The 24554-nt window shown below is 66.9% G+C and carries 21 protein-coding genes; 10 read left to right on the top strand and 11 right to left on the bottom strand.

Features of this window, described 5'->3' with window-relative positions:
• Positions 1 to 169 precede the first annotated feature (169 nt).
• From ACZ48X_RS12885 to ACZ48X_RS12905, 5 genes are all read right to left on the bottom strand, one after another.
• A complete protein-coding gene (locus tag ACZ48X_RS12885) occupies positions 170 to 1207 on the bottom strand; it encodes a sulfite exporter TauE/SafE family protein (protein ID WP_336349331.1) in 1038 nt (345 codons plus the stop codon).
• A gap of 2 nt (positions 1208 to 1209) precedes the next feature.
• Complete coding sequence (locus tag ACZ48X_RS12890; protein ID WP_336349330.1) at positions 1210 to 1359, bottom strand: DUF7512 family protein; 150 nt, start codon at positions 1357 to 1359, stop codon at positions 1210 to 1212.
• A 538-nt stretch (positions 1360 to 1897) separates the two neighbouring features.
• Positions 1898 to 2371, bottom strand: a complete 474-nt coding sequence (locus tag ACZ48X_RS12895; RefSeq protein ID WP_336349329.1) for a DUF6691 family protein — start codon at positions 2369 to 2371, stop codon at positions 1898 to 1900.
• Positions 2368 to 2838 (bottom strand): YeeE/YedE family protein, encoded by a 471-nt coding sequence (locus ACZ48X_RS12900; protein WP_336349328.1) that lies wholly within the window; start codon positions 2836 to 2838, stop codon positions 2368 to 2370. The genes ACZ48X_RS12895 and ACZ48X_RS12900 overlap by 4 nt, the downstream gene beginning before the upstream one ends.
• A 1-nt stretch (position 2839) precedes the next feature.
• Complete coding sequence (locus ACZ48X_RS12905; RefSeq protein WP_336349327.1) at positions 2840 to 4024, bottom strand: MBL fold metallo-hydrolase; 1185 nt, start codon at positions 4022 to 4024, stop codon at positions 2840 to 2842.
• A gap of 260 nt (positions 4025 to 4284) precedes the next feature.
• Here ACZ48X_RS12905 and ACZ48X_RS12910 point away from each other — a divergent pair, with 260 nt between their 5' ends.
• The 3 genes from ACZ48X_RS12910 to ACZ48X_RS12920 all read left to right on the top strand — a co-directional run bounded on the left by ACZ48X_RS12910 (position 4285) and on the right by ACZ48X_RS12920 (position 7653).
• Positions 4285 to 4530: a sulfurtransferase TusA family protein gene (locus ACZ48X_RS12910; RefSeq protein ID WP_336349326.1), complete on the top strand. Its 246-nt coding sequence runs from the start codon at positions 4285 to 4287 to the stop codon at positions 4528 to 4530.
• Between the two features lies 1 nt (position 4531).
• The gene (locus ACZ48X_RS12915; RefSeq protein ID WP_336349325.1) at positions 4532 to 5140 is read left to right on the top strand and encodes a DsrE/DsrF/DrsH-like family protein; all 609 of its coding nucleotides are present in this window, start codon (positions 4532 to 4534) and stop codon (positions 5138 to 5140) included.
• A 1148-nt stretch (positions 5141 to 6288) separates the two neighbouring features.
• Positions 6289 to 7653: an RDD family protein gene (locus ACZ48X_RS12920; protein WP_336349324.1), complete on the top strand. Its 1365-nt coding sequence runs from the start codon at positions 6289 to 6291 to the stop codon at positions 7651 to 7653.
• A 4-nt stretch (positions 7654 to 7657) separates the two neighbouring features.
• Here the strand turns inward: ACZ48X_RS12920 and ACZ48X_RS12925 are convergent, their stop codons facing one another.
• Complete coding sequence (locus ACZ48X_RS12925; RefSeq protein WP_336349323.1) at positions 7658 to 9421, bottom strand: vWA domain-containing protein; 1764 nt, start codon at positions 9419 to 9421, stop codon at positions 7658 to 7660.
• A gap of 158 nt (positions 9422 to 9579) precedes the next feature.
• Between ACZ48X_RS12925 and ACZ48X_RS12930 the strand changes: the two genes are divergently transcribed.
• From ACZ48X_RS12930 to ACZ48X_RS12950, 5 genes are all read left to right on the top strand, one after another.
• Complete coding sequence (locus ACZ48X_RS12930; protein ID WP_336349322.1) at positions 9580 to 9897, top strand: DUF5783 family protein; 318 nt, start codon at positions 9580 to 9582, stop codon at positions 9895 to 9897.
• A 105-nt stretch (positions 9898 to 10002) separates the two neighbouring features.
• On the top strand, positions 10003 to 10692 hold the full coding sequence (locus ACZ48X_RS12935) for a phosphatase PAP2 family protein (RefSeq protein ID WP_336349321.1): 690 nt from the start codon (positions 10003 to 10005) through the stop codon (positions 10690 to 10692).
• Between the two features lie 227 nt (positions 10693 to 10919).
• Positions 10920 to 11276 carry a NifU family protein gene (locus ACZ48X_RS12940; protein WP_336349320.1) on the top strand — a complete coding sequence of 119 codons (357 nt, stop codon included), beginning with the start codon at positions 10920 to 10922 and terminating at the stop codon, positions 11274 to 11276.
• A 188-nt stretch (positions 11277 to 11464) separates the two neighbouring features.
• Positions 11465 to 13042, top strand: coding sequence for a sulfatase-like hydrolase/transferase (locus ACZ48X_RS12945; protein WP_336349319.1), 1578 nt, complete (start codon positions 11465 to 11467; stop codon positions 13040 to 13042).
• Between the two features lie 79 nt (positions 13043 to 13121).
• On the top strand, positions 13122 to 14156 hold the full coding sequence (locus ACZ48X_RS12950) for a lysylphosphatidylglycerol synthase transmembrane domain-containing protein (RefSeq protein ID WP_336349318.1): 1035 nt from the start codon (positions 13122 to 13124) through the stop codon (positions 14154 to 14156).
• An 87-nt stretch (positions 14157 to 14243) separates the two neighbouring features.
• Here the strand turns inward: ACZ48X_RS12950 and ACZ48X_RS12955 are convergent, their stop codons facing one another.
• Together ACZ48X_RS12955 and ACZ48X_RS12960 are read right to left on the bottom strand one after the other, a co-directional pair.
• Positions 14244 to 15161: a ketopantoate reductase family protein gene (locus ACZ48X_RS12955; RefSeq protein ID WP_336349317.1), complete on the bottom strand. Its 918-nt coding sequence runs from the start codon at positions 15159 to 15161 to the stop codon at positions 14244 to 14246.
• A gap of 96 nt (positions 15162 to 15257) precedes the next feature.
• Positions 15258 to 15557, bottom strand: coding sequence for a DUF7130 family rubredoxin-like protein (locus ACZ48X_RS12960; protein ID WP_336349316.1), 300 nt, complete (start codon positions 15555 to 15557; stop codon positions 15258 to 15260).
• Positions 15558 to 15560: 3 nt separating this feature from the next.
• Here ACZ48X_RS12960 and ACZ48X_RS12965 point away from each other — a divergent pair, with 3 nt between their 5' ends.
• Complete coding sequence (locus ACZ48X_RS12965; RefSeq protein ID WP_336349315.1) at positions 15561 to 15824, top strand: hypothetical protein; 264 nt, start codon at positions 15561 to 15563, stop codon at positions 15822 to 15824.
• Positions 15825 to 16227: 403 nt separating this feature from the next.
• On the opposite strand, the gene ACZ48X_RS12970 is transcribed toward ACZ48X_RS12965, so the two are convergent.
• From ACZ48X_RS12970 to ACZ48X_RS12980, 3 genes are all read right to left on the bottom strand, one after another.
• A complete protein-coding gene (locus tag ACZ48X_RS12970) occupies positions 16228 to 21369 on the bottom strand; it encodes an LAGLIDADG family homing endonuclease (protein ID WP_336349314.1) in 5142 nt (1713 codons plus the stop codon).
• A complete protein-coding gene (locus ACZ48X_RS12975; protein ID WP_336349313.1) occupies positions 21370 to 21789 on the bottom strand; it encodes a PPC domain-containing DNA-binding protein in 420 nt (139 codons plus the stop codon).
• A 171-nt stretch (positions 21790 to 21960) separates the two neighbouring features.
• The gene (locus tag ACZ48X_RS12980) at positions 21961 to 22131 is read right to left on the bottom strand and encodes a DUF7556 family protein (RefSeq protein WP_336349312.1); all 171 of its coding nucleotides are present in this window, start codon (positions 22129 to 22131) and stop codon (positions 21961 to 21963) included.
• A gap of 402 nt (positions 22132 to 22533) precedes the next feature.
• Here ACZ48X_RS12980 and ACZ48X_RS12985 point away from each other — a divergent pair, with 402 nt between their 5' ends.
• Positions 22534 to 24450: an ABC transporter substrate-binding protein gene (locus tag ACZ48X_RS12985; RefSeq protein ID WP_336349311.1), complete on the top strand. Its 1917-nt coding sequence runs from the start codon at positions 22534 to 22536 to the stop codon at positions 24448 to 24450.
• The last annotated feature ends 104 nt before the right edge of the window (positions 24451 to 24554 follow it).

Raw genomic sequence — 24554 nt, forward strand, 5'->3', positions numbered from 1 at the left:
TACTTGGCCTTCGCACTCTGCGCCTAAAAGTCTTGTTCGGTGTGTGCAACACCGCGCACGGGCGTCGTCGAGCCCGGAGGATGGAGCGACCGCGCGAGGGAACGATGGCGTCGGCTGCCGGCGGAGAAAGCGGCGAGAAACGGTGTCGTGGTCGACGCGCGCGACGCGGTCAGTCCGCGGTCTGCGCGGTCGGGCGCGTCCCCTCGGCGCGGAGCTCGCGGATCGAGCTCACGACGACCGCGCCACTCACGAGGAGTGCCGCGCCGACGATGATGGCGAGACTCACGAGGTCGAGCACGGGCATCTCGACGATGCCGCCGATCTCGCGGACCGCGACCGCGGTCGCGCCGAGCAGGAGCATCACGCCGAAGTACACCTTGATCTCGGACTCCTCGACGAGGCTCGTCGCGGCCGCGCCCATGCGAGCGCCGAGGGCGCTCCCGGCGAGCAGCGGCGCGACGATGGTGAGGTCGACCGCGCCGTCGATGGCGTACAGGAAGCTCCCAATACCGCCCGAGAACACGATCTCGAAGAGGTCGGTCCCGACCGCGACCGGCACCGGGACGCCGATGAGGTAGAACAACGCGGGCATCCGGATGAACCCGCCGCCGACCCCCAGGAACCCCGAGAGGAGGCCGGTGAGGAACGCGACGCTGAGGATCATCCACAGCGAGACGCGCACGCCGCCGCGGAGCTTCATCATCGGCGGGACGCGGTAGGACTGTATCTTCTTCGCGATGTCCGGGATGTCGTCGGCGTCCAGTTCCTCGTCGTCGCCGGCGTCGTGACTCACGCCGCCGTCGTCGTCGCCCTTGACGGCGTTGTACGTGATGAACACCCCGATGGCGCCGAGCAGGAACACGTAGGAGACGCTGACGACGGTGTTCGCGAGCCCGATGTCCTGCAGCCAGTGCAACCCGATCTTCCCGACCTCGATGCCGGCGGTCGTGCCGGCGATCATGAGCACGCCGAGCTTGTAGTCGACCTGCCCGAGGTCGCGGTGCTTGAGGGTCGCGATGACGGAGGTCCCGAAGACGAACGCGAGCCCTGAGGCGACCGCGACGTCGGTCTTGTACCCCATGACGAGGAGTGCGGGCGTGACGAGGAACGACCCGCCCATCCCGAAGAACCCGAAGAGGAGGCCGATGAGGAGGCCGAAGCCGCTGAACATCACGAGCAGCGAGAGTGCGACCCCGAAGACCTCCATGGTCAGTCACCCCGGAGGAACGCGGTGAGGCGCGGCCCGAGGAGCTTCTCGAGGGCGCCGTAGCCGACGTAGAGGAGTATCGCTTCGAGCAGTACGATGCCGATGAGCGTCGCCCCGTCGACGACGCCCTGGGAGATCTCAATGCCGAACATCGACGACCACCTGCTTCAGTATTGTGTGGAGCATGGATTTCTGTGCAGTCGACCGTAGCCGACAGCGGGCCTTAACGGTTTTGGGAAGAGCGTACAATACTATATCTCGCTACCCAACCCATCGCCATCCATAACTTACGCATGACTACACCGCCCGAACCCGACGCCTCACTGACGATTCGACACCCCGAACGACCCGCCCGAGAGCGCGCCCGAGCGAGACCCGGAGCCCGGCCGCGCGCCCGAGCGACCACCGGCGCGCGCACGAGACCTGTCCCAGTGACCCGTCTCCCACCGCGACGACAGCGAGAACGCTCGTCACCACGAAAGTGTGATGATGGAACGACCAAGAACGACTGATACGACGGTCACCCGGGTGAGCGACCGATGGTCGAAGGATCGAACGCGCAGCTCGTCGAAACGTCCGGGTCATCCCGAACGCCGTGCGCAGACGCAGGGAATCAGGAGAAGAATGAGACTGGGAGCCGTAGCGCCCTGCGCGAGAAGGGAACCGAACCGGGTCCAACGACGTAGCAGGTCAGTCGGCGGTCGTCGTCGCCGCGTCCGCGTCGCTCGCGCTCCACTGCCGCCAGAGCGCCTGCGCGTACGCGCCGGCGAACATCGCACCGATCGCCCAGAGGATGGTGAGGTTCCCGATGCCGACGCTCGCGTACGCCGCACCCGGACAGATACCCGAGAGCCCCCAGCCGACGCCGAAGACGACGCCGCCCGCGAGGACGTTCCGGTCGAACGACTTCAGGCGACGCGCGTACTCGCGGCCCGTCAACGGCGCGGCCCGCCCCGTCCTGCTCAGCAGCCAGAACGACGCGCCCGCGACGATGCTCCCGCCGAACATCACGAACACGAGCCCGAAGTCCTCGAACTGCAGGAAGTTCAGGACGACCTCCGGTTTCGCCATCTCGCTCACCGCGAGCCCGACGCCGAACACCAGCCCACCAGCGAGGATGAGCAGGTTGAACGCCAGCCCGCGGTCCTGGGGCTCGGCGCTCATGGCCGCACCCCCATCGCGAACACCAGCTGCGCGGTCCCGATCGCGACCAGGAGGAACGTGGCGACGTTCACGAGCGACGTCTGCGAGAGCGACCCGACGCCGCAGACGCCGTGCCCGCTCGTGCACCCCTTCCCGAGGCGCGTGCCGACGCCGACGAGGAACCCGCCGACGACGAGCCGCCACGGCTCCACGCGCGTCGAGTAACTGAAGTCACCGGTCGCGGCCGTGTACGCGGCCGCCCCCAGGACGATACCGAGCGTGAACACCACGCGCCAGTCGCGGGACGCGACGTACTTCCGGCGCTGGAACCGGTCCAGGTCCGAGACGTACGACCACGTCGACTCCAGGAACGTGCTCGCCCCCGCGATGATACCGGTGCCGACGTAGATGATGACGACGCCGAGCCCGACGAGCGCGCCACCGATCGCGTACTGCGCGATCCCGTTCGGGAAGAGAGTCTCGAGCATCCTACTCGGTCATCGCGTCCTTGCTGGCCGCGCAGTTGTTCGGGCCGAGCTCGAGCTCGAACGCCTCGTCGGCGTCCGGGTCCTGTTCGCCGAGGTTCGTCGCGATGATGTCCTCGTAGTTCGCCGGCCGCGACGGCATGTCGCTGAGGACGAAGTCGACGAAATCCTCCTTGTCCATCGAGAGCGCGCTCATCTCGTCGAACAGTTCCCCGAGCGTGGCGGTGTACGTGCCGTCGGCGGCAGGCGTTGCCGCGTCGGAGAAGTGCCCGGGTGCGACGACGACGTCGTCGTCGAACTCGCGGAGCGTCTGCAGCGAATCGTAGAGCAGGCGTGCGGCGTCGGGCGCGCCCTCGTCGCCGTCCTCGAGGTCGGGGCGGGCGACGCTCTCCGTGAACAGGAAGTCGCCGGTGAACAGCGCGGCGTCGTCGACGAGGTAGCTCGTCATCCCGGTCGTGTGCCCGGGCGTGAACACGGCCTGGACGGCGACGTCGCCGACCGCGAGTTCGTCGCCGTCCTCGAGGACGACGTCGGGGTCGAACGCCGCGCCCCGGTCGAGCGACGCCTGCGGGTACGCCGCCTCGACGCTCTCGACCTCGTTGGCGAGTTCGCGCGCACCACTGATGTGGTCGGCGTGGATGTGGGTGTCGACCGCGTACCGTAGCTCCGCGCCGTGGTCGGCGGCGTCGGCGACGTAGCGGTCGGTGAACTCGCGGAGCGGGTCGGCGACGAGCGCCTCGCCGTCGGAGACGACCATGTGCGAGAGGCACCCGCTCGAAGGCCGCTGGTACTGGAGGACGGTCGCGTCGGTGTCCGCGTCGACCTCGGTCGCGAAGTAGAGGCGCGCCCACTCGTTCATGCCGCCGTCCATGTTGACGGCGTCGAACCCGTTGTCTTCGAGCTGTGCGGCGATGTACTCGCTGGCGCCGCCCTTCGCGCAGACGACCACGACCGGGTCGCCGTCGGGCACGCGGTCGAGGAGGTCGTCGTCGACGTCGTCGAGGAACTCGAAGTACGGGACGTTCGCGACGTCGACGTTCTCGCCGTCGATGTGCCAGTCGTCGTACTCCGAGCTGGCGCGCACGTCGAGGAGGGTCACGTCGTCGTCGTCCTCGACCTGCTCGAAGAGGGTCTCGGCGTCGATGCTGTCGACGGTAGCGTCCGTCTCTGGGAACAGTTGCTCGCTCATCTTCGGTCGAGTGTATCCGACCGTCGCACTTAACGGTTTGGATAGTTGTACGCAACATCCACAATACTATCTCTCGTTCAGAAGCGCACCTCCAGCGTCGCACGCCCCCCGAACACACGCTCTACGCGAGCATGAATGGCTCTAGATGTTGTATTCGGGCGACTCGAGGACGACCCTGTGATTCTCCCGCGTCCGTGAACGCTCGTCCGGCACCGTCAGATATTTAGTGCATAGTGCAATATTGTGGTGTACACACAACGATGAGTGTAGACATCAGTGCCACCGAGACGCTCGACGTGAAAGGAGAGAACTGCCCGATGCCGGTCGTCAAGACCAAGCAGGCCATCGACGACCTCGCGGTCGACGACGTCCTCGAGGTCGTCGCGACCGACTCCGGTTCGATGAGCGACATCGCGGGCTGGGCGGACACCACGAACGGCGTCGAACTCCTCGATCAGGTCGAGGGCGACGACGTGTACACGCACTACGTCCGGAAGACCGAGTGACATGAGCACCGACACCGACCCCAGCGAGACGGAAGACGCCGCCGCGACCGCCGCGGGCAGCGTCGCACCCGAGGACGTCGCCGCACTCGAGGCTCGCATCGACGAACTCGAGGACGAGCTCGCCGACGTCCGCACCGACGACGGCGACGACCAGGGGAAGATGGTCATCATCGCGACAAAGGGCACGCTCGACATGGCGTACCCGCCGCTCATCCTCGCGAGCACCGCCGCCGCGTTCGGGTGGGACGTCACCGTCTTCCACACGTTCTGGGGGCTGGACATCCTCCACGAGGAGCGCTCGCAGAACCTCCAGCTCAGCGCCGTCGGGAACCCGAACATGCCGATGCCGAACGCCATCGGCGCACTCCCCGGCATGGACCGGCTCACGACGAAGATGATGGAGAAACGCATCGCCGACAACGACACCGCGTCCATCCAGGAGCTCATCGACACGAGCCTCGACATGGGCGTCGAGTTCCAGGCGTGCCAGATGACGATCGACCTCATGGACTACGACGAGGACGACTTCTTCGACGGCGTCACCACCGGCGTCGGCGCCGCCAGCGCACTCGGCGACATGGTGGACGCGGACGTCCAACTCCTCGTCTAACCCGCCAGCCGCACCCAGACCTTCGTTCTCGACAATCTCGAACCCCAGCGACGCCGTTCCCGCAGACCGGCCCACACCACCATCTGGACGATTCTGTATCGCGGCTACTGGTTTATTAGCTCGATGGTGGGTGCAGCACGCGAACCTCCCCGAACGCGTCTGCACTGCTGCAGACGTCCTCGAAACGCCGATTCTGGCCGCCGCCTCGTTGCGGTCGCGAGCCGCAAGTGAGAGCACTCGCGACTCGCGCGAGCGAGCTCCAGGACGGCTCGATTCGCGGACTGCCCGGCCGGGAACCGGCCGTGGCTCCTCTCCTCGCCGCGTCCCCCGCGAGACTGGGATCGGAGTCGACGCGGTCCTCCGTCGTTCTCGAACCCACGAATGCGGACGTGAGAGCGGCCGCGAATCCCAGAGGTCGTCGGTCTCGGTCGACGGTCTTCCCGAGCGACGCGAGTACGCGCAACTCGAAGGTGGCGGTCATCGGCGCGGTCCCGGCGAGTGACTCCAGCGACCGTCGTTTTGCGGAGGTATCGGCTGGTCGGACCAGGGTGTCGTGCGGACTGAGACGTGAGTGGGTGAGGATGAGATCGAGCGGTCGGGGCGTAGTGGGTTGGAGCGGTCGGGGCGTAGTGGGTTGGAGCGGTCGGGGCGTAGTGGGGTGGAGCGGTCGGGGCGTAGTGGGTCGAGCGGTCGAGCGTGGCCGGAAAGGGTTGCCGTGGAGGGTCGGGGCGGAGGTGTTGGGGTACGTTGTCTGACGTTGGCGGAGCGGAACGGAGTTGGAGTGGTCTGCGGCCGTGGACGGCTGGCGCTCTGTGGTCGATCGTGGGTGGTCCTCGGGGGATTCGTGGGCAGTTGGTGCCGGTCGTGCTGCGTGGATGGGCTGGCGTGGCGTAATCGTCGACGAGCCTGCCGGCTGTCGGGTTCTTCGACGGGTGTCGGCTGTTTCGCGCCGGTCCGATCAAGTGCGGGCAGTTCGACGCCATCTATTCCATAAACCTATAGCCGCGATATCGAATATGGGGTGGTCGCGTTTTGAGCCGGCTGTGGCGTGGCCGGCCCGGACGGCTCTGACGAGCGTCGAGTCCGACGACGCATGATTCCGCGGGCGAACCCGGTGGATTTTATGGGCGAGGGTCGTTACGGGGCGTATGTCCTCGCTCGCCGCGCTCCGGCCGTTCGGCGTCATCCACGTCGACGACCCCGAGAAGGTGACGCGCGAACTGCGGGCGTTCACTGCCGACGCCGACGCCATCTTCATCGAGTACCCGACGGACCCCGCGAGTGCACTGGAGTACGTCGAACTCCTCCTGCGCGCGCCACTCTACCTCCTCGGGATGCTCGCCTTCCAGGCCGTCGCGTACTCGCCACTGTACCTCCTGTTCAACCGCGACCTGTTCCAGACGGAACTCGTCGCCGCGCGCCGCGTCGTCGACGACCACGACGTCGCGCTCCACGCCGTCGACGACCACCCGAACCGCCAACTCCTCGAGGGGAACCTCGTCCACTCGCTCGCGAACTGGGCGTTGCTCGCACCGGCACTCGCGCTCGAGCCGGTCCGCGTGCCGGTCGGTATCGGACTCGTCGTCGTCAGCGGACTCCTCCCGGTCCTGGTCAGGCGGCGCGGCCACCGCTACGCCGCGATGGCGCTGGTTCCCGTCGGGTTCGCGGGGGTCGTCGCGGCGATCGCGCTCTCGAACGTGTTCGCCGTGGTGCTCTTTGCGGCCCTCGTCGTCGCGCTCGTCACGATATTCCGGACCGTCGACCGGCGGAACGAGGCGATGGTCGAGCGCGCCAGGCGACTCTCGGCCGACGAGGGCTACGACGACGCAGTCATCGTCACGGGGAAGGCGCACGTCGGCGGCGTCGTCCAGCTCGCCCGCGACCGTGGCCTCGCGGTGCCGTCGGTCCACCTGTCGAACTGGCGCGGCGACGGGACGACGCACGCGGACTTCGAGGCGAGCGAGCGCGACGACGTCGACCTCCCGAACGCTCGGGACTTCCGCACGCCACCGGCGGTCGTCCCGGGAAGCGAACGCACGGTCCTCGGGCGACGCGCCGTCGCGGCGCTCGTCGACCTCGTGCTCGCCGGTACGTTGTGGTTCATGGGTCTCGTCGCCCTCGTCGGCGTCGCTGGGGAGCCGTTCGTCGACGGCTCGCTCGGCGTGCAACTCGCCGGCATCCTGTCCATCTGGATGCTCGCGGTCGGCGGTTACCACGCATTCCTCGAGTGGCGGTTCGGCATGACCGTCGGCAAGTATCTGCTCGGACTCGTCGTCGTCGACGACAGTCACGACCTCCCGTCCGGTCGCGCCGTGGTCGTCCGGAACCTCCTCCGGCCGGCCGGGGCGCTCCTCGCGTACGCCCCTGGTGGCCTCACGGCGCTCGCGTCCAGCGGGAACCGCACGCTCGGCGACCGGCTCGCCGGCACGTACGTCTGTCGTCGTGCGAAATCGACCGACAGCTCGGAGCCTGCGGAATCGCGCGCCGACGCCCCCACGACCGACGGCGGCTAGTCGCTCACACACGGGACGACGCCCGACGGGAGTCGGTCGCGGTCCCGTACGCGGCGAGCGTCTCGAGGAGTTCGAGCTCCTGTTCGAGCGCGTCGTCGCCGAGGACGTCCATCTCTCGCTCGAGGTGGTCCGCGAACGACGCGAAGCGCTCGCGGTACGCGCTCGAGACGGTGAGGGGCTCGCTCTGCTGTTCCCACTCGCCGAGGTGGTCGCCGTCGTACACGGGGACGCCGTCGCTCTCGGGTTCGCCGTCGCGCTCGCGCTCCGCGACCATCCAGCTCTTCAGGAGGTCGGCGTACCGCGAGAGCAGGACGGCCTTCCGGACGCCCGAGTTCGCGAACTGCTCCGGGCCGCCACTCGGGAACTCGACGGTGGTCTCGCGCTCGCTCCGCTCGCCGGTCCGGTCCGCCCAGCTCGCGCGCAGTCGAAGCGACGCGTCGCCGGACGCGTCGGCGGTCCGCGAGACCTTCGCGAGCACGACGCCACCCTTCGTCTTCCCGTCCGACGTCGGGGACGCGAACAACGTGTTCACCGAGAGCATCTCGCCGGTGGACTCGTCGGCCGCCGACGACCCGTACACCGTCTCTATCTCGTAGCCGTCGGCGTCGAGTTCGAGGGAGAGGTCGAAGACGAGCGGCGTCACCATGTACTCGAAGTTCTCGACGACGCGCTCGCGGAACTGCGCGGGCGAGTGCACCGAGTAGTAGTTCGCGCCGCGGACGCTCGTTATCTCGTCGACGATCTCGGTGTTGAAGTCCACGCCGACGCCGACGAACGTCGCGTGCGCGTTCCGCTCCACGGCAGCGGTCTCGAGGCGACCGCGCAGTCCCTCGTCGCTCGTCATGCCGACGTTCGGCATCGCGTCCGTCAGGACGATCATGCGGTTCTCGTACGTCGTCTGGTCCGCGTCGGCGTGCGGTTCGAGGAGGTCGAGCGCGTCGTTCATGCCGGCGTCGAGGTTCGTACCGCCGCCGGGCTGGACGTCCTCGCGGATGTGGCCGCGGATGGCGTCCATGTCGGTCTCGTCGACGGGATTCAGGGGTTTCGCGACCGCGGAACCGCTGTTGTAGAGGACGACGCCGAGGCGGTCGCCCGGCCGGAGCTTCTCCGTGAGCGACGCGAGCGCGTCCTTCGCGACTGCCATCTTCGACTCGCTACCGGCGTCCTCGACGGTCTGCTTGTTCCCGTACTGGTCGTAGTAGTAGCGGTCGAACGACGACCCCATCGACCCGGAGACGTCGAGGACGAGCACGAGGTTCAGGCGCTTCCGGTCGAACGAGTCCGCGTCCAGCCCAGAGTTCAGGCCGACCGAGAGGTAGCGTTCCGTCTCGCCCGAGAGCGGGTCGGCGGTGACCGCGGGCGCGTACCGCGGACAGAACAGGTCGCTGCACGCCCCGCCGTCGCCGGTATCGAAGTAGTAGTCGTAGAACAATCCCTCGTAGGAGAGCGACGACGGGATGGGGAGGTAGTCGTTCTCGACGTTCCGCCGGAACGTGTTCGCGTCCTTCGCACCGCCCGCGGCGAGCCCGACGCTCGCGCTGTCGGCGGACGCGCCAGCGGCCGACGCCTGGTACGTGACGTTCGACCCGCCGCCGGCGCCGCCGTCGCCGCCGAGGTCGCCCGGCGAGTACTGCCAGTCGTCGACCCCTCGCCCGTCGCCGTCGTCGGATAACGAAGGGAGGTCTGCGATGCGACCACTGCAGCCCGCGAGCGCCGCCGTCGCGGCGGTCGCGAGCGAGAGGACCGTCCGTCTACTGTGCGGGGACATACGACGAGGATGCACCGCCACGACCATAACACGTAGACTAGCTGAAACGACGATTTCACCTCTGCTGGCGCTCGACGCGACCGAACCGCCCGCATCGAGTCCTGATAGCCGGGGCGCGAAACGCCTCACTTTTCACTCGCGGCCCCCGACACGCCACCATGACCGACCTCGACCCCGAGACGTTCGAGGAGGAGAAGTACGTCGACTACTTCCCGAAGCTCCAGCAGGCGTACAAGAACGCGTTCAACCGCGTGAACGAACAGTACGACGCCGAGCTCGTGCACGCCATCGACCAGCAGGTCCTCAACGAGAGCGAACCGCACTACGAGGGCGACGGCGAGTTCACCATCGAGGTCCCCGACGACCCCTACGACCGCCTGGAGGGCGTGCTCGCCGACCGCGAGAAGTTCGACGCCGTCCTCGACGCGTACCTCGACGAGATAAAGACCGAACTCAAGCGCGTCTTCAGCGTCTGATACCGGTCGAGCGTCACCGGCCGTCGCCTTCGCGCCCGGTCTCGTCTCGAAGCCTGGACAAATCAAACAACAGATATTCAACGGTCCGCTGAGGAGGTTCCAGCGATGCGCCCTCCACTCGACCGCCGCGACTGTAGTTACATCGCGGTCCCGCTTCTCGTCTCCGCCGTCGCGGGGATGGCGTCGGAACTGTCGCCGTACCCGCTCCGAACCGACCTCGTGCACGCCATCGAAGGCGGCACCGTCGCGCTCTTCCAGCCGTTCGTCCATCCCGCACTCACGACGTTCTTCGTCGCGTGCTACCTACTCGCGTACCCCGCGTTCCTCCTCTGGACGTACGTCGCGCTGAAGCGCCAGCAGGGACGGTCCCGAGCGCTCGACTACGTCGTCACGTACACCATGACGATCGTCGTCTCGATACCGTTCTTCTACTTCGTCCCCGTCGGCGTCACCGGCTACTACCTCGACGCCGTCCAGCCCGTCCTCTACGAGTCCACGGGCCCGATACAGGCGTTCATGCTGAACGTCGACACGCTCCAGAAGGCGCTCCCGAGCCTGCACGCCGGCCTCGCGGCGAGCGCATCCCTCCACGCCCCACGGGGCTACGAGCGCGCGAGCTGGACGGTCACGGGCGTCGTGCTCGCGTCCACGCTCTACCTCGGCATCCACTGGCTGACCGACCTCGCGCTCGGCCTCGGGCTCGCGTACGCCTCGTACCGCCTCACGCCGACGATCCGCGGCACGCTCGCTCGCGCCGGTGCCGACCCCGAGCCAGCACCCGCGAGCGGCGACTGAGTGGTTGATTCCGAGCCCGCACCCGCGAGCGGCGACTGAGTGGTTGATTCCGAGCCCGCACCCGCGAGCGGCGACTGAGCGCGCTGTCGGTCGCCACGGGCGTCCCGACCGCCGACGGTCGACCCCGAGATGCGGCCGGACCCCGGAGCCGAACGCGTCAGTCCAAGACCCCGGAGCCGAACGCGTCAGTCCAAAGGCCTAAGCCCGTTCACGGGCTAGTCCGCACCATGAGTACGGAGACCCAGGACGGCGACGACCTCGAGGAGCGCGTGACGAACTTCCTCCGCCGTAACTTCCCCCAGATCCAGATGCACGGCGGGAACGCCGCCATCACCGACCTCGACCGCGAGACCGGCGAGGTCTCCATCCAGCTCGGCGGCGCGTGCTCGGGCTGTGGTATCTCCCCGATGACGATCCAGGCGATCAAGTCCCGGATGGTCAAGGAGATCCCCGAGATCGAGACCGTGCACGCAGATACCGGCATGGACGGCGGCGGCGGTGGCGGCGGCATGAGCCCGTCGTTCCCCGGCCACGAGGGCGACGACGACGGCGACGGCGACGAAGGCCCGCAGGCGCCGTTCTGACTTCGAGCGCGCCGACCACTCCTCCTCGCGACGCCGAACCCCCGACAGCGACCGTCATCCCCGTGGCGCGATGGTCGGTTCACCGACGCGTCGACGCGCTCTCGGCGGTTCACGCGCGTGTTCTCGCCGGCGCGCGAACGCTCGGCGAAAACAACAGTTCTTAGTCGTTGCTTCACTCGAAAGCCGGTATGGACCGCACCGACTCCGGGCGGAACGTTCTCTTCGTCGTGCTGGACACGGTCCGGAAGGACCACCTCTCGGTCTACGACCACGACCGCCCGACGACGCCCGCGCTCGAGGACTTCGCCGACGAGGCGGCCGTCTACGAGCAAGCGATCTCTCCCGCCCCGTGGACGCTCCCCGTGCACGCGTCGATGTTCACGGGCCTCTACCCGAGCGAGCACGGCGCCAGCCAGGAGAACCCGTACCTGGAGGACGCCACGACGCTCGCCCAGTCCCTCTCTTCCACCCATCGGTCGGCGTGTTACTCGTCGAACGCGTGGATCACGCCCTACACGCACCTCACCGACGGGTTCGACGACCAGGACAACTTCTTCGAGGTGATGCCCGGTGACTTCCTCTCCGGGCCGCTCGCGAGCGTCTGGAAGACGATGAACGACAACGACCACCTGCGGAAGGTCGCGGACTACCTCGTGAGCGTCGGGAACAAGATCCACGAGTACACCGCGAGCGGCGAGGGTGCGGACTCGAAGACGCCCGAGGTCATCGACAAGACCCAATCCTTCATCGCTGACGCCGAGGCGGACGGCGAGAACTGGTTCCAGTTCATCAACCTCATGGACGCCCACCTCCCCTATCACCCGCCCGAGGAGTACGCCGAGGAGTTCGCGCCGGGCGTCGACTCCACGGAGGTCTGCCAGAACTCCAAGGAGTACAACTGTGGCGCCCGCGACATCGACGACGACGAGTTCGCGGACCTCCAGGGGCTGTACGACGCCGAGATACGGCACATGGACGCGCAACTCGACCGGTTGTTCTCGTGGATGCGCGAGGAGGGCGTCTGGGAGGACACGATGGTCGTCGTCTGCGCGGACCACGGCGAACTCTTCGGCGAGCACGACCTGTACGGCCACGAGTTCTGTATCTACGACCCGCTCGTGAACGTTCCCTGTATGGTCAAGCACCCCGACCTGGGCGCGGGCCGGTACGACGAGCAGTTCGAGATGCTCGACCTCTACCACACCGTCCTCGACCACGCCGGGACCGCACCGGATGCGGACGCCGACCCCGCGGCCCTGACGCGGGACCCGCAGGCGCGGGACTTCGAGGCGACGCGGTCGCTGCTGCGCGACGACCACCGGACGTTCGACGAGCCGGCGTACGAGGGCGCGGACCGCGACCGCGGCGAGTACGCGTTCGTCGAGTACTATCGGCCCGTCGTCGAACTCAAGCAACTCGAGCAGAAGGCGAGTTCGGCGGGCATCACGCTCGACGAGGACTCGCGGTTCTACTCGCGGATGCGCGCCGGTCGCCGGGTGGACGCGAAGTACGTCCGGAACGAACGCATCGCCGACGAGTTCTACCGGCTCAAGGACGACCCCGGCGAGAACGTCGACCTCGCCGGCGACGCTCGCGAGCACGCGAGCGACCTCGACGAAGCCGCCATGGAGGCGACGGAGGCGGCGCTCGCCGCGTTCGAGGAGCGCCGCGGCGGCGAGTGGAAGTCCGTCGAGGACGACGACGTCCTCTCGGACATGAGCGACGACGCGAAGGACCGCCTGCAGGACCTCGGATACCTCGAGTAACCTTGGCTGACGGCTACCGACGCACGGACGACCGACCGGCAGCGGACGGAGGAGAACGTATGCCAGGAGGACGACACTCGTGACGCGCACTGAGGGCTCGCTCGCGGACGTGTTCGGCCGGCAGACGATCGTGAAGATGGTGGTCGGGTTCGGTATCGCCATCGCGCTGCTGGCGATCCTCGCGACCGCGATCGGGTGGCGCGCGGCGCTCGCGGAACTTCGGAGTGCGGACCCCGTCTACGTCGCGCTCGGGTGTCTGTCGACCGCGCTCGGCCTGATGGCGTGGGGGAAGGCGTGGCAGGTCGTGCTGCGCGTCGGGAACATCGACGCGCCGTACCGCAAGCTCGTCGTGACGTACTTCGCGGCGACGTTCGCGAACTACGTCACGCCGCTCGGGCAGGCCGGCGGCGAGCCGTTCATCGCGTACGTCCTCTCCCGGGATACGGAGGCGGACTACGAGCAGAGCCTCGCGAGCGTCGTCACCGCCGACCTCCTCAACCTCCTGCCGTTCTTCAACTTCGCCGCGGTCGGGACGGCGTACCTCGTGCTCTCGTCGGGGTTCGGCGGGAACGGGACCGCGGACGGACTCGCGGTCGCGCTCGGCGCGATGGCGGTCGGCGTCCCCGGTATCGTCTGGGCGGGCTGGCACTGGCGGGACGCCGTGGAATCGCTCGTGCTCGCCATCGTGAAGCCGCTGACGAACGTCACGAGCCGCGTCACGGTCGAGGGCGCGCGCAACCGCATCGAGCGGTTCTACGAGAGCGTCGAGCGCATCGCGAGCGAACCCCGACAGCTCCTCGTCGCGCTCGCGTTCTCCTACGTCGGCTGGCTCCTGTTCGCGCTCCCGATGTGGTTCGCGGTCGAAGCCGTCGGCGCCCCCGTCGGTCTCCTGATGGTGCTGTTCATCGTGCCCGCGAGCACGATCGCCGGGCTCGTCCCGACGCCCGGCGGCCTCGCGGCGGTCGAGGGCGCACTCATCGGGCTGCTCGTGAGCCTCACCGCGACGACGAACGGGACCGCGGCCGCCGTCGCGACGCTCTACCGCCTCGAGAGCTACGTGTTCGCACTCGTCCTCGGTGGCGTCGCCGCGTTCTGGGTGACGTACCGGACGTGACTGGCTGCAGCGCGTCCGGCGGCCGCTCGGCCGCCGGTTCTGGTGACGCCGAACCGCGGTCAGCTCTCGTGGACGCCGGCGAGCCGATCAGCTCTCGCGGACGCCCGCGCCGTCCTCCCACGCCCGCAGGAGGCTCGTGAGTGTGCGGTTCACGGGGACGTCGAGGTCGAGTTCGCGGCGCGCCTCGCAGGCCGCGTCGACGACGTAGCCGTTGATGGCGTCGACCTCCGTGCGTCGCTCGGCCTCGACGTCCTGGCGCATCGAGGAGGTGTTCGTCGCCGTCCCCTCGGCGACGGCTTCGACGCGCGCCACGGCCTCGCGGTTCGACAGCGAGACGTCCCGCGCTCTCGCCACCCTGGCCGTCTCCCGGGCGGCGGCGCGAGCGAGGTCGTTCGCGTCGCCGGAAAGCAGCGCGCCGTTGTCGACGCGCGCGAGCGCCGTCACCGCGTTGATGCCGGCGTTCACCGCGAGCTTCGCCCAGAGGCGTCGCGGCATGTCCGCGACCGCCTCGCAGTCGAAGCCGACCGCGTCGAACGCCGCCGCGAGCGACTCGGCGATGGGCGAGTCGCCGCCGTCGGCCGCGCCGACGACGATCTCGCCGCGGCCCGTGCACTCGACGACGCCCGGCGCCTGGCGTATCGCACCGCAGGTCGCGGTGCCAGCGAGAATCTCACAGTCGAGTGCGTCGGCGAGCGTCTCCTCGTTCCCCATGCCGTTCTGGAGCGAGCAGACCGCGTCGAAGTCGCCGGTCGCGAGCGCACTCGCTGCCTCGGCGGTGTCGAACGCCTTCACGGTCACGAGCGCGACGTCACCCGATAGGTCGGTGCCGTCCGTCGTCGCGTCCGGGGTCGTCGTCGCCTCGAACGCGCCCTCGACGCGCAGTCCGGCGTCGCGGACCGCCGACACGTGCGGGTCGCGGCCGACGAGCGTCACGTCGTGCTCGCGCGCCAGCACCCCACCGAGTAGCGACCCGAGACTCCCCGCGCCGAAGACGACGATGTCCATACTGGGAGCTACCGGCGTCGGGGAAGAAAAACGCTCTCGTCCCCTCGGGGCCGAGGGCCGAGTTCGCGGCGACCCCGCTCGCTGCGGTGGTCGCGCTCAGTCCTCCGTCCAGTAGTAGATGTCCTCGCGCTCGGTCCCGCAGTTCGGGCACGCCTCCGGGAGGTCGCCGTCGAGCCGCCCCATCTCGCCGCACTCCCAGCACCGCCACATCAACTCCGCCTCACCGAAGTCGTGGCCCGCGCGAGAGTGCTCGATACTCCAGCCCTCCACGCCGTCCTCCGCGGTCACGTAGAACCCGTGCTCGTCGAACCCGCGGACGTGCCCGAGCAACTCGCCGTCGTCGCTGTACACCTTCGTGCCGAACTTGACGTCGCCGCGCTCCTCGGACTGGCTCATACCATGATAGACGATACCAAGCAACATAAAATTCTGTTCCGAACGTCCCACGCTCGCGACCACCACAACCACTCGGCCGCGAGGGGCGCGCAGCACCGCGCAAGCGCGCCCGAGCAGGGGAACTGCAGGTGCGGTACGGTCGCGGCCGCAGTGGCGGCGTCCGGTACGGTCGCGGTCGCAGTGGGGGTCCAGCTCAGCCCCATCGACGCGGCGAGCGGCAACCGACCGGGTGAACTCGCGCTCGCCACGACGACGAAGTTTACATGAGACGTAAACCTCGCGGTGCAGTCAGGCGCAGTCGCCTCCCAGGGTCGCTGCTGGCACGCCGTCGCGGTCGTTGTCGCGGTGGCGGCCGCGGTCGCTGTTGCGGTGTGGTCGCGGTCGCTGTTGCGGTGTGGTCGCGGTCGCTGTTGCGGTGTGGTCGCGGTCGCTGTTGCGGTGTGGTCGCGGTCGCTGTTGCGGTGTGGTCGCGGTCGCTGTTGCGGTGTGGTCGCGGTCGCTGCCGCGGTGCGGTCGCGGTGCGGTGGCGGTCTCGCCCAGCGCACTCACCGAGCGCGAGCGAGCGAAGCGAGCGAGTCGCTCGGCTCTTTTTTCATCAACGTTTTTTCAAGCGGGGGTCGCCGACGCGGCCGCAGGCCGCGAGGCGACCCTCCGCAGAAAAAAGGTTGTTCTACATGAAGTCCGCGATGCCGCTCTGCTTGTTGTGGTCGTTCTCGAAGATGCTCTCGAGGGCGCGTTCGAGTTTCTCGAGGCGTTGTTTGGTGTAGGGGCGGCAGCCGAAGTCGTCGGCGACGTCGATCGCGGTCTGCATGTACTTGTTCACCGATCCTTCGTGGACGGTGAGGTTCACGCGCCCGCCGCATTCGCGGCAGTCGCCCGTCAGCGGCATCCGTCGGTACTTCTCCCCGCAGTCCAAGCAGCGCGTCTCCTGCCGGGCGAACGCGCGGAGGTTCCCGATGAGGTCCGGGAGGAAGTGCCCCTCGATGATGCGCTCGGCGACGTCTGTCTCGTCGACTGCCCGGAGGTTCCTGGAGAGATGCAGTTGGGCGTCCATCTTCTCCTCCATCGACCCGAGCGTCTTGTACGCCGACAGGTCCGGGCCCAGGGCGAGGTCGCTCGTATCGTGCGTGTGGAAGAAGTCCGTGTACTCGCGCTCGGTTCCAAGATTCTCCTCCGCGATGGTCATCACGTCCTCCACGTCCTCCGGGTCCGCCATCTCCCGCGTCGCCTCGTAGAACTCCCGCGGATACTCCCACATCACGTCCATGTTGTGCGCCTCGTCGTCGATCTCCGACGGGTCGATTCGAGAAGACATCACGAGCGGCGCGTCCATCCGTCCGCCACGCTTGTCCGGAAGGTACGTTTTGCTAAAATTCAAAAGCCCATCTAAAAGGAGCATCACACAATCTTCATCTCCGTCGCACTGGCCGACGTAACAGTCCTCTGCAACAAGCGTATTCGTTTCTGCAACGGTCAGCGAGTACGTCGACTCGACTTCAGATTCCACATAATCGACGGACACGACCTCGTCGAGCCATAATTCTCCGCCGTCGTTGACTAACCGCTGCGTGCGGAGTTCTGTCTCTTCGAGAACTTGCTCGATGCTCTGTTGCTTACGGTCGAGAGTAAATCCGACTCTTTCCGCGAACCGCGCAGCGTTCGAAGATGTGATTTTCAGGGTCCATGAGCTGAACTCTCGCGGCTCGTCGTAGAACTCTGCAACCGCCCCCGTCTGCGGGGTTCTGGTCTCTTTGTAGGTCTTTGGGACGATACCGAACCGCTTCAAGGCCGCCACGAGATCCGTTTTTAAATCGTCACTTACCGTGGTCGCACGTACTTCGATTCTATCGGATGATGCGCTTCCATCTCCGGCGAAATACGCGGCCAAGAATGACTGGAGGTGGCTCTTTGGACTCCCAAAGACCGCATCCGGAATTCGTTTTGTCTCTGCTCGGCTTCCGCAATTGAGGATTTTACTGAACAGGACCGCAACGAGACGACTTGAGACGGTTACCTTCCACTCATTCTCCTCGTAGGCTTCGACACCGAGTACGTCTTGGAAGGTGTCCTTGATTTTCGCTCTCGGGGCTGCATCTGGGATACAGATTGTTGTTTGATAGAAACTACCGTTCTCCTGTCTCGAGAACCCCTCTGCGGCGAAGTATCCGAGCAACCTTGAGACACGTTCATCGATGGTGAACATTCGGTTGATTGTTGCAGTGTCCCGACGGACGGACAGCTTCGTATTCGTTGGTACTCTCTCGACTAACTCGTGTGCATCGAACAGTTCGAGCAAGGGGGCCACCGGTATACTATCCCGACTCACCCAGTTGTAGACCGTCGAATTGCTAACATCGAGTGCATCTGCGACGGGGTTGAGATACTGGTCGGAATCGGTCGCGTCGTCGAGTAGTTGCTTCAAACGCTCTGAGCCGGCACCGACGATAGTGAGATCCTCATTCGGAATCTCCGACGAGTCGATGAACTCGGCTAGGAGGTCCAGCGCAGTTTCCTGCCCGTCGAAATCTAGTTCCTTGGGCATCGGAATCGAGTCCCCGACCTCAAGTTCTCCCGCTTTGACTCGTTCAACGCCACCCTCCCACAGTCGCATTGAGTGATCTGCAGTCACTGTCAACTCACGACCGCTCCGCGTTTTCACATCCACCAAGTGCTCCGGAGCGGGATGCTTGCTGACTGCGTCGACCGGTCTGATAATCTCTTCACCGTCGGGCGTCACCGACGGAACGTGCACTTCCCCATCGAGTTCCTGGACGAGTGCGCCGAAGTCGTCCTCGTCCGCGGTTTCGGGGTCGAGCCGTTCCTTGACGAGGGTCTCGATGTGATTGTGGTGCCACTCGTCGTGTTCGTCCCGGTACCAGACCTTGGTTTCCGGGTGGAAGCAGTTGCGGCGTTTTGCGGCGTGGAAGTACGGGTGGGCGTAGCCGACGGCGGCGCTCGTGAACCCGACGACCCGTCCCACTGTCGCGGCGCTCGTGTGGGGGGCCATGCCGAAGACGAGTTCGCCGATGAGGTCGTCGCGGTCGTCGAACTCGTAGAAGCGTTCGAGGTCGTAGTACTGCGCGAGGAGGTCGTCGACGAAGTCCGCGGTCTTCAGCATGTGTTCGGCGGCGCCGTCCGAGAGGACGATGTCCTGGACTTTGAGTTCGACGAGTTGGTCGTCGTGCTTGAGGGGGTCGCCGTGGACGTCGGTCTCGTAGCCGAGGCCTTTGAACTGGTCGGCGGTGGCGTCGAGTTCGCTCGGGCGGACGGCGGTGACGGGGAGGTCCGTCATGTCGTAGCGGACGGTCCCGTCCTTGAACGACGTGACGCCGTGTTTCGCGCGGAGGACGCCCTTCTCCATCGGTTCTGGGGTCTTGTTCGCGGAGAGCAGCCCCTGGACGCCTTTGAGGATGTCGAACGCGTTCTCGCGTTCGCCGACGGCGCGCATGGCGTCCTGGTACACCTGGTTGACGTCGACGTCGGTCGGTTCGACGCTGGTGCCGTCGGCGTCGCAGCGGTCGCAGTACACGCGGCCGGCCTCGTCCGGTTCGAGGTCCTGCTCGCAGAACGGACACCAGTACTCGGGTTCGGTCCGCGTGGTGCACTCGGGGCAGCGGGCGCGCCACGTCTCGGTGCCGCAGGACTCGCAGCGGCGGCGGCCGACGTCGACCTCGACGATACCTGGCGTCGAGCGCATGTCGGGCGCGTGCTTCGCGGCGTCGCTCACCGAGCGCTGGCTGCCGCCGGCCTCGCCGATGGGGAACAGGGTGTGGACGGCGGGGGAGAGGTCGCGGGACTCGGACTTCTCCGGGCGCCCCATCCGGTTCCCGATGCGGGTCGGGGCGCGCTCGCGTAACTCGAACGGCGCGACCTCGTTCGCGGCCTCGATGGCGTTCTCGCCGTCGGCGTACTCGCGAGCGCGCTCGGAGAGGTCGGTCGCGTCCCACGTCTTCTCCAGGGTGACGGTCGGGCCGTCGGCGCTCGGGTCGCGGGTCGCCTCGACGCCGAGGCTCGCGGCGAGAGGCACCCAGTCGTCGACGCGCAACTCGTCGTCCGTCTGGCGGTGCGTGACGAGCAGGCGTTCGAGGACGCGCCGCGTCGTCTCCGTTCGTTCGAGGACGAGCACGCCCGGGTTGTCGGGGTCGACGGGCACTCGCGTCTCGTCGTTGCCGTCGCCGTCGTCGTCGCCGTCGTGGGCGAGCGCGCCGCCGTCGGCGACCGCGGGTTCGACGCTCGCGCCGGCGACCGCGTCAGCGAGCGTCTCGAAGTCGTCGACGCTCACGTCGTGGAACATGTACGTGTACTGCGGATGGAGTGGCGCGTCGTACTCGCGCGCCCAGTCCAGGGCTGCGCTCGCGTCCGGGTCCGCGAGGTCGACGCGCGGCGAATCCGAGAGCGCTTGCACGTCACAGCCGGCAGCCTCGAGGTCCTGACGCCACCACTCGACCGTGTACGACGCCGGCGCCAGCGGATGGTTGTTCTCGACGAACTCGCCGTAGTTCACGAGGTACTCGCCGAGGTCGAGGATGGACTCCACGCCGTTCCGGACCTCCTTCGCCTCCGCGGGGTCGTCGATGCGGCGGACGTCGCCGTTCGCCAGCCTGACCGTCGGGCCGTCGATGGAGTCGACGGGAACGACCCCGGCGGCTTTCCCGGGGCGTTCGGTCTTGATCTGCGTGCCGGTGGCGAGGAAGTCGTCGACGAGATGCATCGTCGCCGGATGCACGCCCGCCGTCGCGAACCCGTGGTTCCGCGCACGACCGTACCGGAGGCGGAACCCACCGGACTCCGACGGATGCCCGAACACGGGCCGGCCCGCGATGAGGTCCCGGAGGTACTTCTTGGACTTCTCGGGACGCGGCGGGCCCGCACGCTCCTCACCCTCGTCTGCCCCGCCGGCGTCCGCGTCCGCCTCGACGGACTCGTCGGCGTCGTCCTCTTCGGCGGCCTCGTCGTCGGCGTCGTCCCCGTCGCCGATGGTGCCGTCGATGAGGTCCTGGAGCCACGGCCAGTCGACCTCGTCGAGCTGGCGCGTGTACCGCTGTATCTTCGGGGCCTTCAGCGCGATGCCCTCCGCGAGCACGAGACACATCCCACCGCGTGCGGAGTTCGTGTCCACCCGCTCGAGGTCACGGAAGCCCGACACCTCCTCGTCACCGGTCGCCTCCCCGTCGAGCATGATGGGCATGTGCTCGGCGATGAACTTCGTCTCCTTGTCCTTCGGCGAGTACTGGAGCCCCGTCTCCTTGTCGTAGAGCGCGACCTCCTCGGCGTAGCGCTCGACCTCGTCGTTCCGCGCGTTGAACTCCTCGATGTCGAGCAGGCTGCGGGCGTAGTCCGCGACGAGCACGGACAGCGCCTGCGCGGTCCCGCCCGCCGAGCGGATGGGACCGGCGTAGTAGACGTTCACGAACTCCGTGCCGTCGTCGTTCGCCAGCAGTTCGACGCGGTCGATACCCTCGATCGGCGCCGCGACGACGCCCTCGGTGAGGAGCGCGACCGCGGTCCGGACCGCGCCCTCGACCTTCCCCTCGCGGGACTCGTAGTCACCCACCGACCCCTCGACGAAGTCCTCGACGAGCGCGAGCGCCGCCTCCTCGCGACTCATCTCGCCCTCGAGCTCGCGGACGCGTTCGGCGACGCCGTCGATACCGAGGATGTTCTCCACGCGGTCCGCCATGTCGCGAGCGGTCGGGATCTCCACCTCCGGCTTCGGGTCGTCACCGACCGCCTTCGCGCGCTCCGCGACGTCGAACGCCTCGTCGAGCCGGGATTCGAGCCGCTCGAAGTACCGCTCGTCGTCCTCCCGCATCTATAGCCAGAGGTCCAGGTCGGTCACGGCGTCGTGCTCGCGCACGAGGTCGGTGTCGAACGCTTTGACGTACACCTCGCCGGCGAACACGGTCGCTTCGTCGAGGTGGCCCGCGACCGACTCCCCGTCCGGTCGGGAGAGCACGGCGTGCGTGTGCGCGAACGGCTCGCCGTCCAACTCGCTGAGGTTCCCGACGCAGGACGCGACCTCGAGGTGCTCGTCGAACTCGACCGGCTCGTACTCGCCCGCGTCCTGGTGATAGTACCAGACGGTCGCGTCCTGGACCGCACCGAGTCCGACGAACCAGCCCGCGGTGATGTTCGCCTCGTCCGCGAGTTCCTCCACCTGGGCTCGCCAGTCCCGCCCGTTCTCGAGCCGAACGAGGTACTCCCCGACGGTCTCGACCTCCCGGTAGTTCATACTGGCGTCCACGGCACGGGTGGGCAAAAAACTGACCAACGCCGCCGCTGGCGACGACGACGATCCGGCGCCGGTCGCACCCGAGTATCGGGCGCTATCGACGTCGCTAACGGGACGTTCGAGAACAGAACTCGCAGGAGGGTGTCGCCCGGTGTACGGGCCGGGAGGTGGTTACCGCCAGTCCGGGAGGTCCGGGGCGTCGTCCGCCTGCATCGCGAGCCACGCACCGTCTGCTGTGATGTCGGCGATTACGTACTCCTTACTGGAGCCCTCGCCGTCGACAGACGATACCACATCGCACCCACTGTTCGCGTCGGTGGGTCCTGACTCGGATGCGGCCATGTGCGTACCTGTCTCATGGAGGGGTATAAACGCTCCGAAAAGACAGAGCGGTTTATCATCTCCTCGAGCGCCGAGGGCCCGATTCGGTCGAGATGAGCGCTCCGACTGGCGAATAATGCCGCGTTTCTGGTTGTCACGGGTGGGGTTACCATGGTTCGCTTCGGGGTGACGTACCGGATGCGACGGGTCCGTGCCGACCGTCGGCGCGGCGGAGACCGGGGAACCGGCAACCTATCCATATTCGTATATAATGCCGTCACGATACCGGCAACAATTCGCGCTCGTGGTCGGGTCGAGCCCTCTGCCGATTCCAAATACAGACATAAGAACGTTTGGGTATGTAAAACCGGGACAGACCATAACGGTAATTTTAACCGAACCGTCGCCAAAGCACTGCGTGGGATGACAGACAATAACAGCGTTCCCCGTCGCCGTTTCCTACAGGCGACCGGTGGCGCAGCAACCGCAGCAGCCCTCGCGGGCTGTCTCGGTGGCGGCGATTCGACAGAAACTGAACCCGAAACCACCACTGGTGGCGACGGTGGCGACGGTGGCGACGGCGAAGATGGTGGCGACGGCGGCAGCGAGGGCAACGACCGCACCCTCCAGCTGATCAACTCCACCATCACGACGATCGACCCCATCAAGGCGACGGACACCGCGTCCGGCATCATCATCCAGCAGGTGTTCGACGCCCTGATGAACTACCCGAACGGCGAAGTCGCCGTCGAGAACCTCCTCGCGGAGGAGGTCTCCGTCTCCGACGACTTCAAGACGTACACCTTCAAACTCAAGGAAGGCGTCGAGTACCACGGCGACAACGGCGAAGTCACCGCCGAGGACGTCGTGTACTCCTTCGAGCGCCTCGCGGCATCCTCGAACTCCCGACGGACGTACTTCATCCTCGCGTACGCACTCAACATCGCACACGAGACCGACAGCGAGGACGCGTACGTCCCCGGTTCGCTCCAGATGGCAGCGACCGGCGACTACGAGTTCCAGATGCGTCTCGCGAAGCCGTTCGCTCCGGCACTCGAGATGCTCGCCTACACCTCGTTCTCGGTCATTCCGAAGAACATCGTCGGCGACATCGACGTCGTCCCCTCGGGCGGCCTCGACTCCGACGAGACCGAAGAACTCGGCGAGCCGATGATGGAGCACAAGGAGTTCGCGACCAACAACCCCATCGGCGCGGGCCCCTACGAGTTCGACCACTGGGAGACCAGCCAGGAAGCCGAAGTCGTCCGTAACGACAACTACCACGGCGGCGAGGTCCTCAACGGCGGCGTCTACTGGAAGGTCATTCCGAAGGCGGAGACAGCCTACCAGTACTCCCAGAACAAGAACTCCGACCTCATCTCGATGCCGACGTCGAAGTACGACCCCGGCAAGGTGCAGGTCGAAGGGACGGACGACCTCGGGCGCAGGTACGGTTCCTACGGCCCGATGGACAACGGCGTCACCGCGAACTACCTCGAAGTCGCGACGATCAACTCGTTCTACATCGGCTTCAACTGCGAGAACGTCGAGAAGCCCGTCCGCCAGGCCATCGCGTACGCGATGAACCAGCAGGAGGGCGTCGAGCAGGTGTTCAAGGGCCGCGGTGCACCGGCCTACCACCTGACGCCGCCGAACATCTACCCCGGTGGCGCGAACGAGTACACGAGCCACGCGGAGAACAACTACCCCTACGGGTACAACACGACGCAGCTCAACAAGGCGAAGAACGTCATGGAGGAGGCCGGCTACGGCCCCGACAACAAGTACGAAGTCACGTTCACGACGTACCAGTCGCCGACGTGGCAGGGTCTCGGGAAGATCCTCCGCGACAAGCTCGCGTCCGCGCACGTCAACATGCAGCTCGAGGAAGCGCCGTTCTCGACGCTCCTCCAGCGTGGTCGGAACGGGAACCTCGAAGCGTACTCCCTGGGTTGGATCATGGACTGGCCGCGCCCGAACAACTTCCTCGGGCAGGCCGTCCCCGAACTCACCAACACCGACCAGGAAGGCGGTGCGCAGGGCTTCTACCTGGACTGGGACGGCGACGACGGCGGCATGAGCGACGCCGCACAGCAGGCCCAGAGCGCCTGGGAGACCATCCAGAACAACCCCGAGCCGACGGACTCCGCGCAGAGCGCGCGTGACGAGGCGTACGTGCAGATGGAGGAAGCCATGTGGGAAGACATGGTCCTCCTCCCGATGTACCACCGGACGGACGAGCGCATGTGGTACAATTGGGTCGACGCACCGCGCTTCGGCGGTGGCGGTGGTTCCCGGCAGAAGCGCTGGAAGTTCGTCATCAGCCAACGCGACAAGTAACGTCTCGGCAACCGACGCGTTTTCCGTTTTTCGCGGCCGTAGCGCCGGCTACGAGCCGGTTATGCTCAACTAAGGAACGCAAGACATAACCATGGGTGCGAAAT

The organism is Halorubellus litoreus (assembly GCF_055378595.1).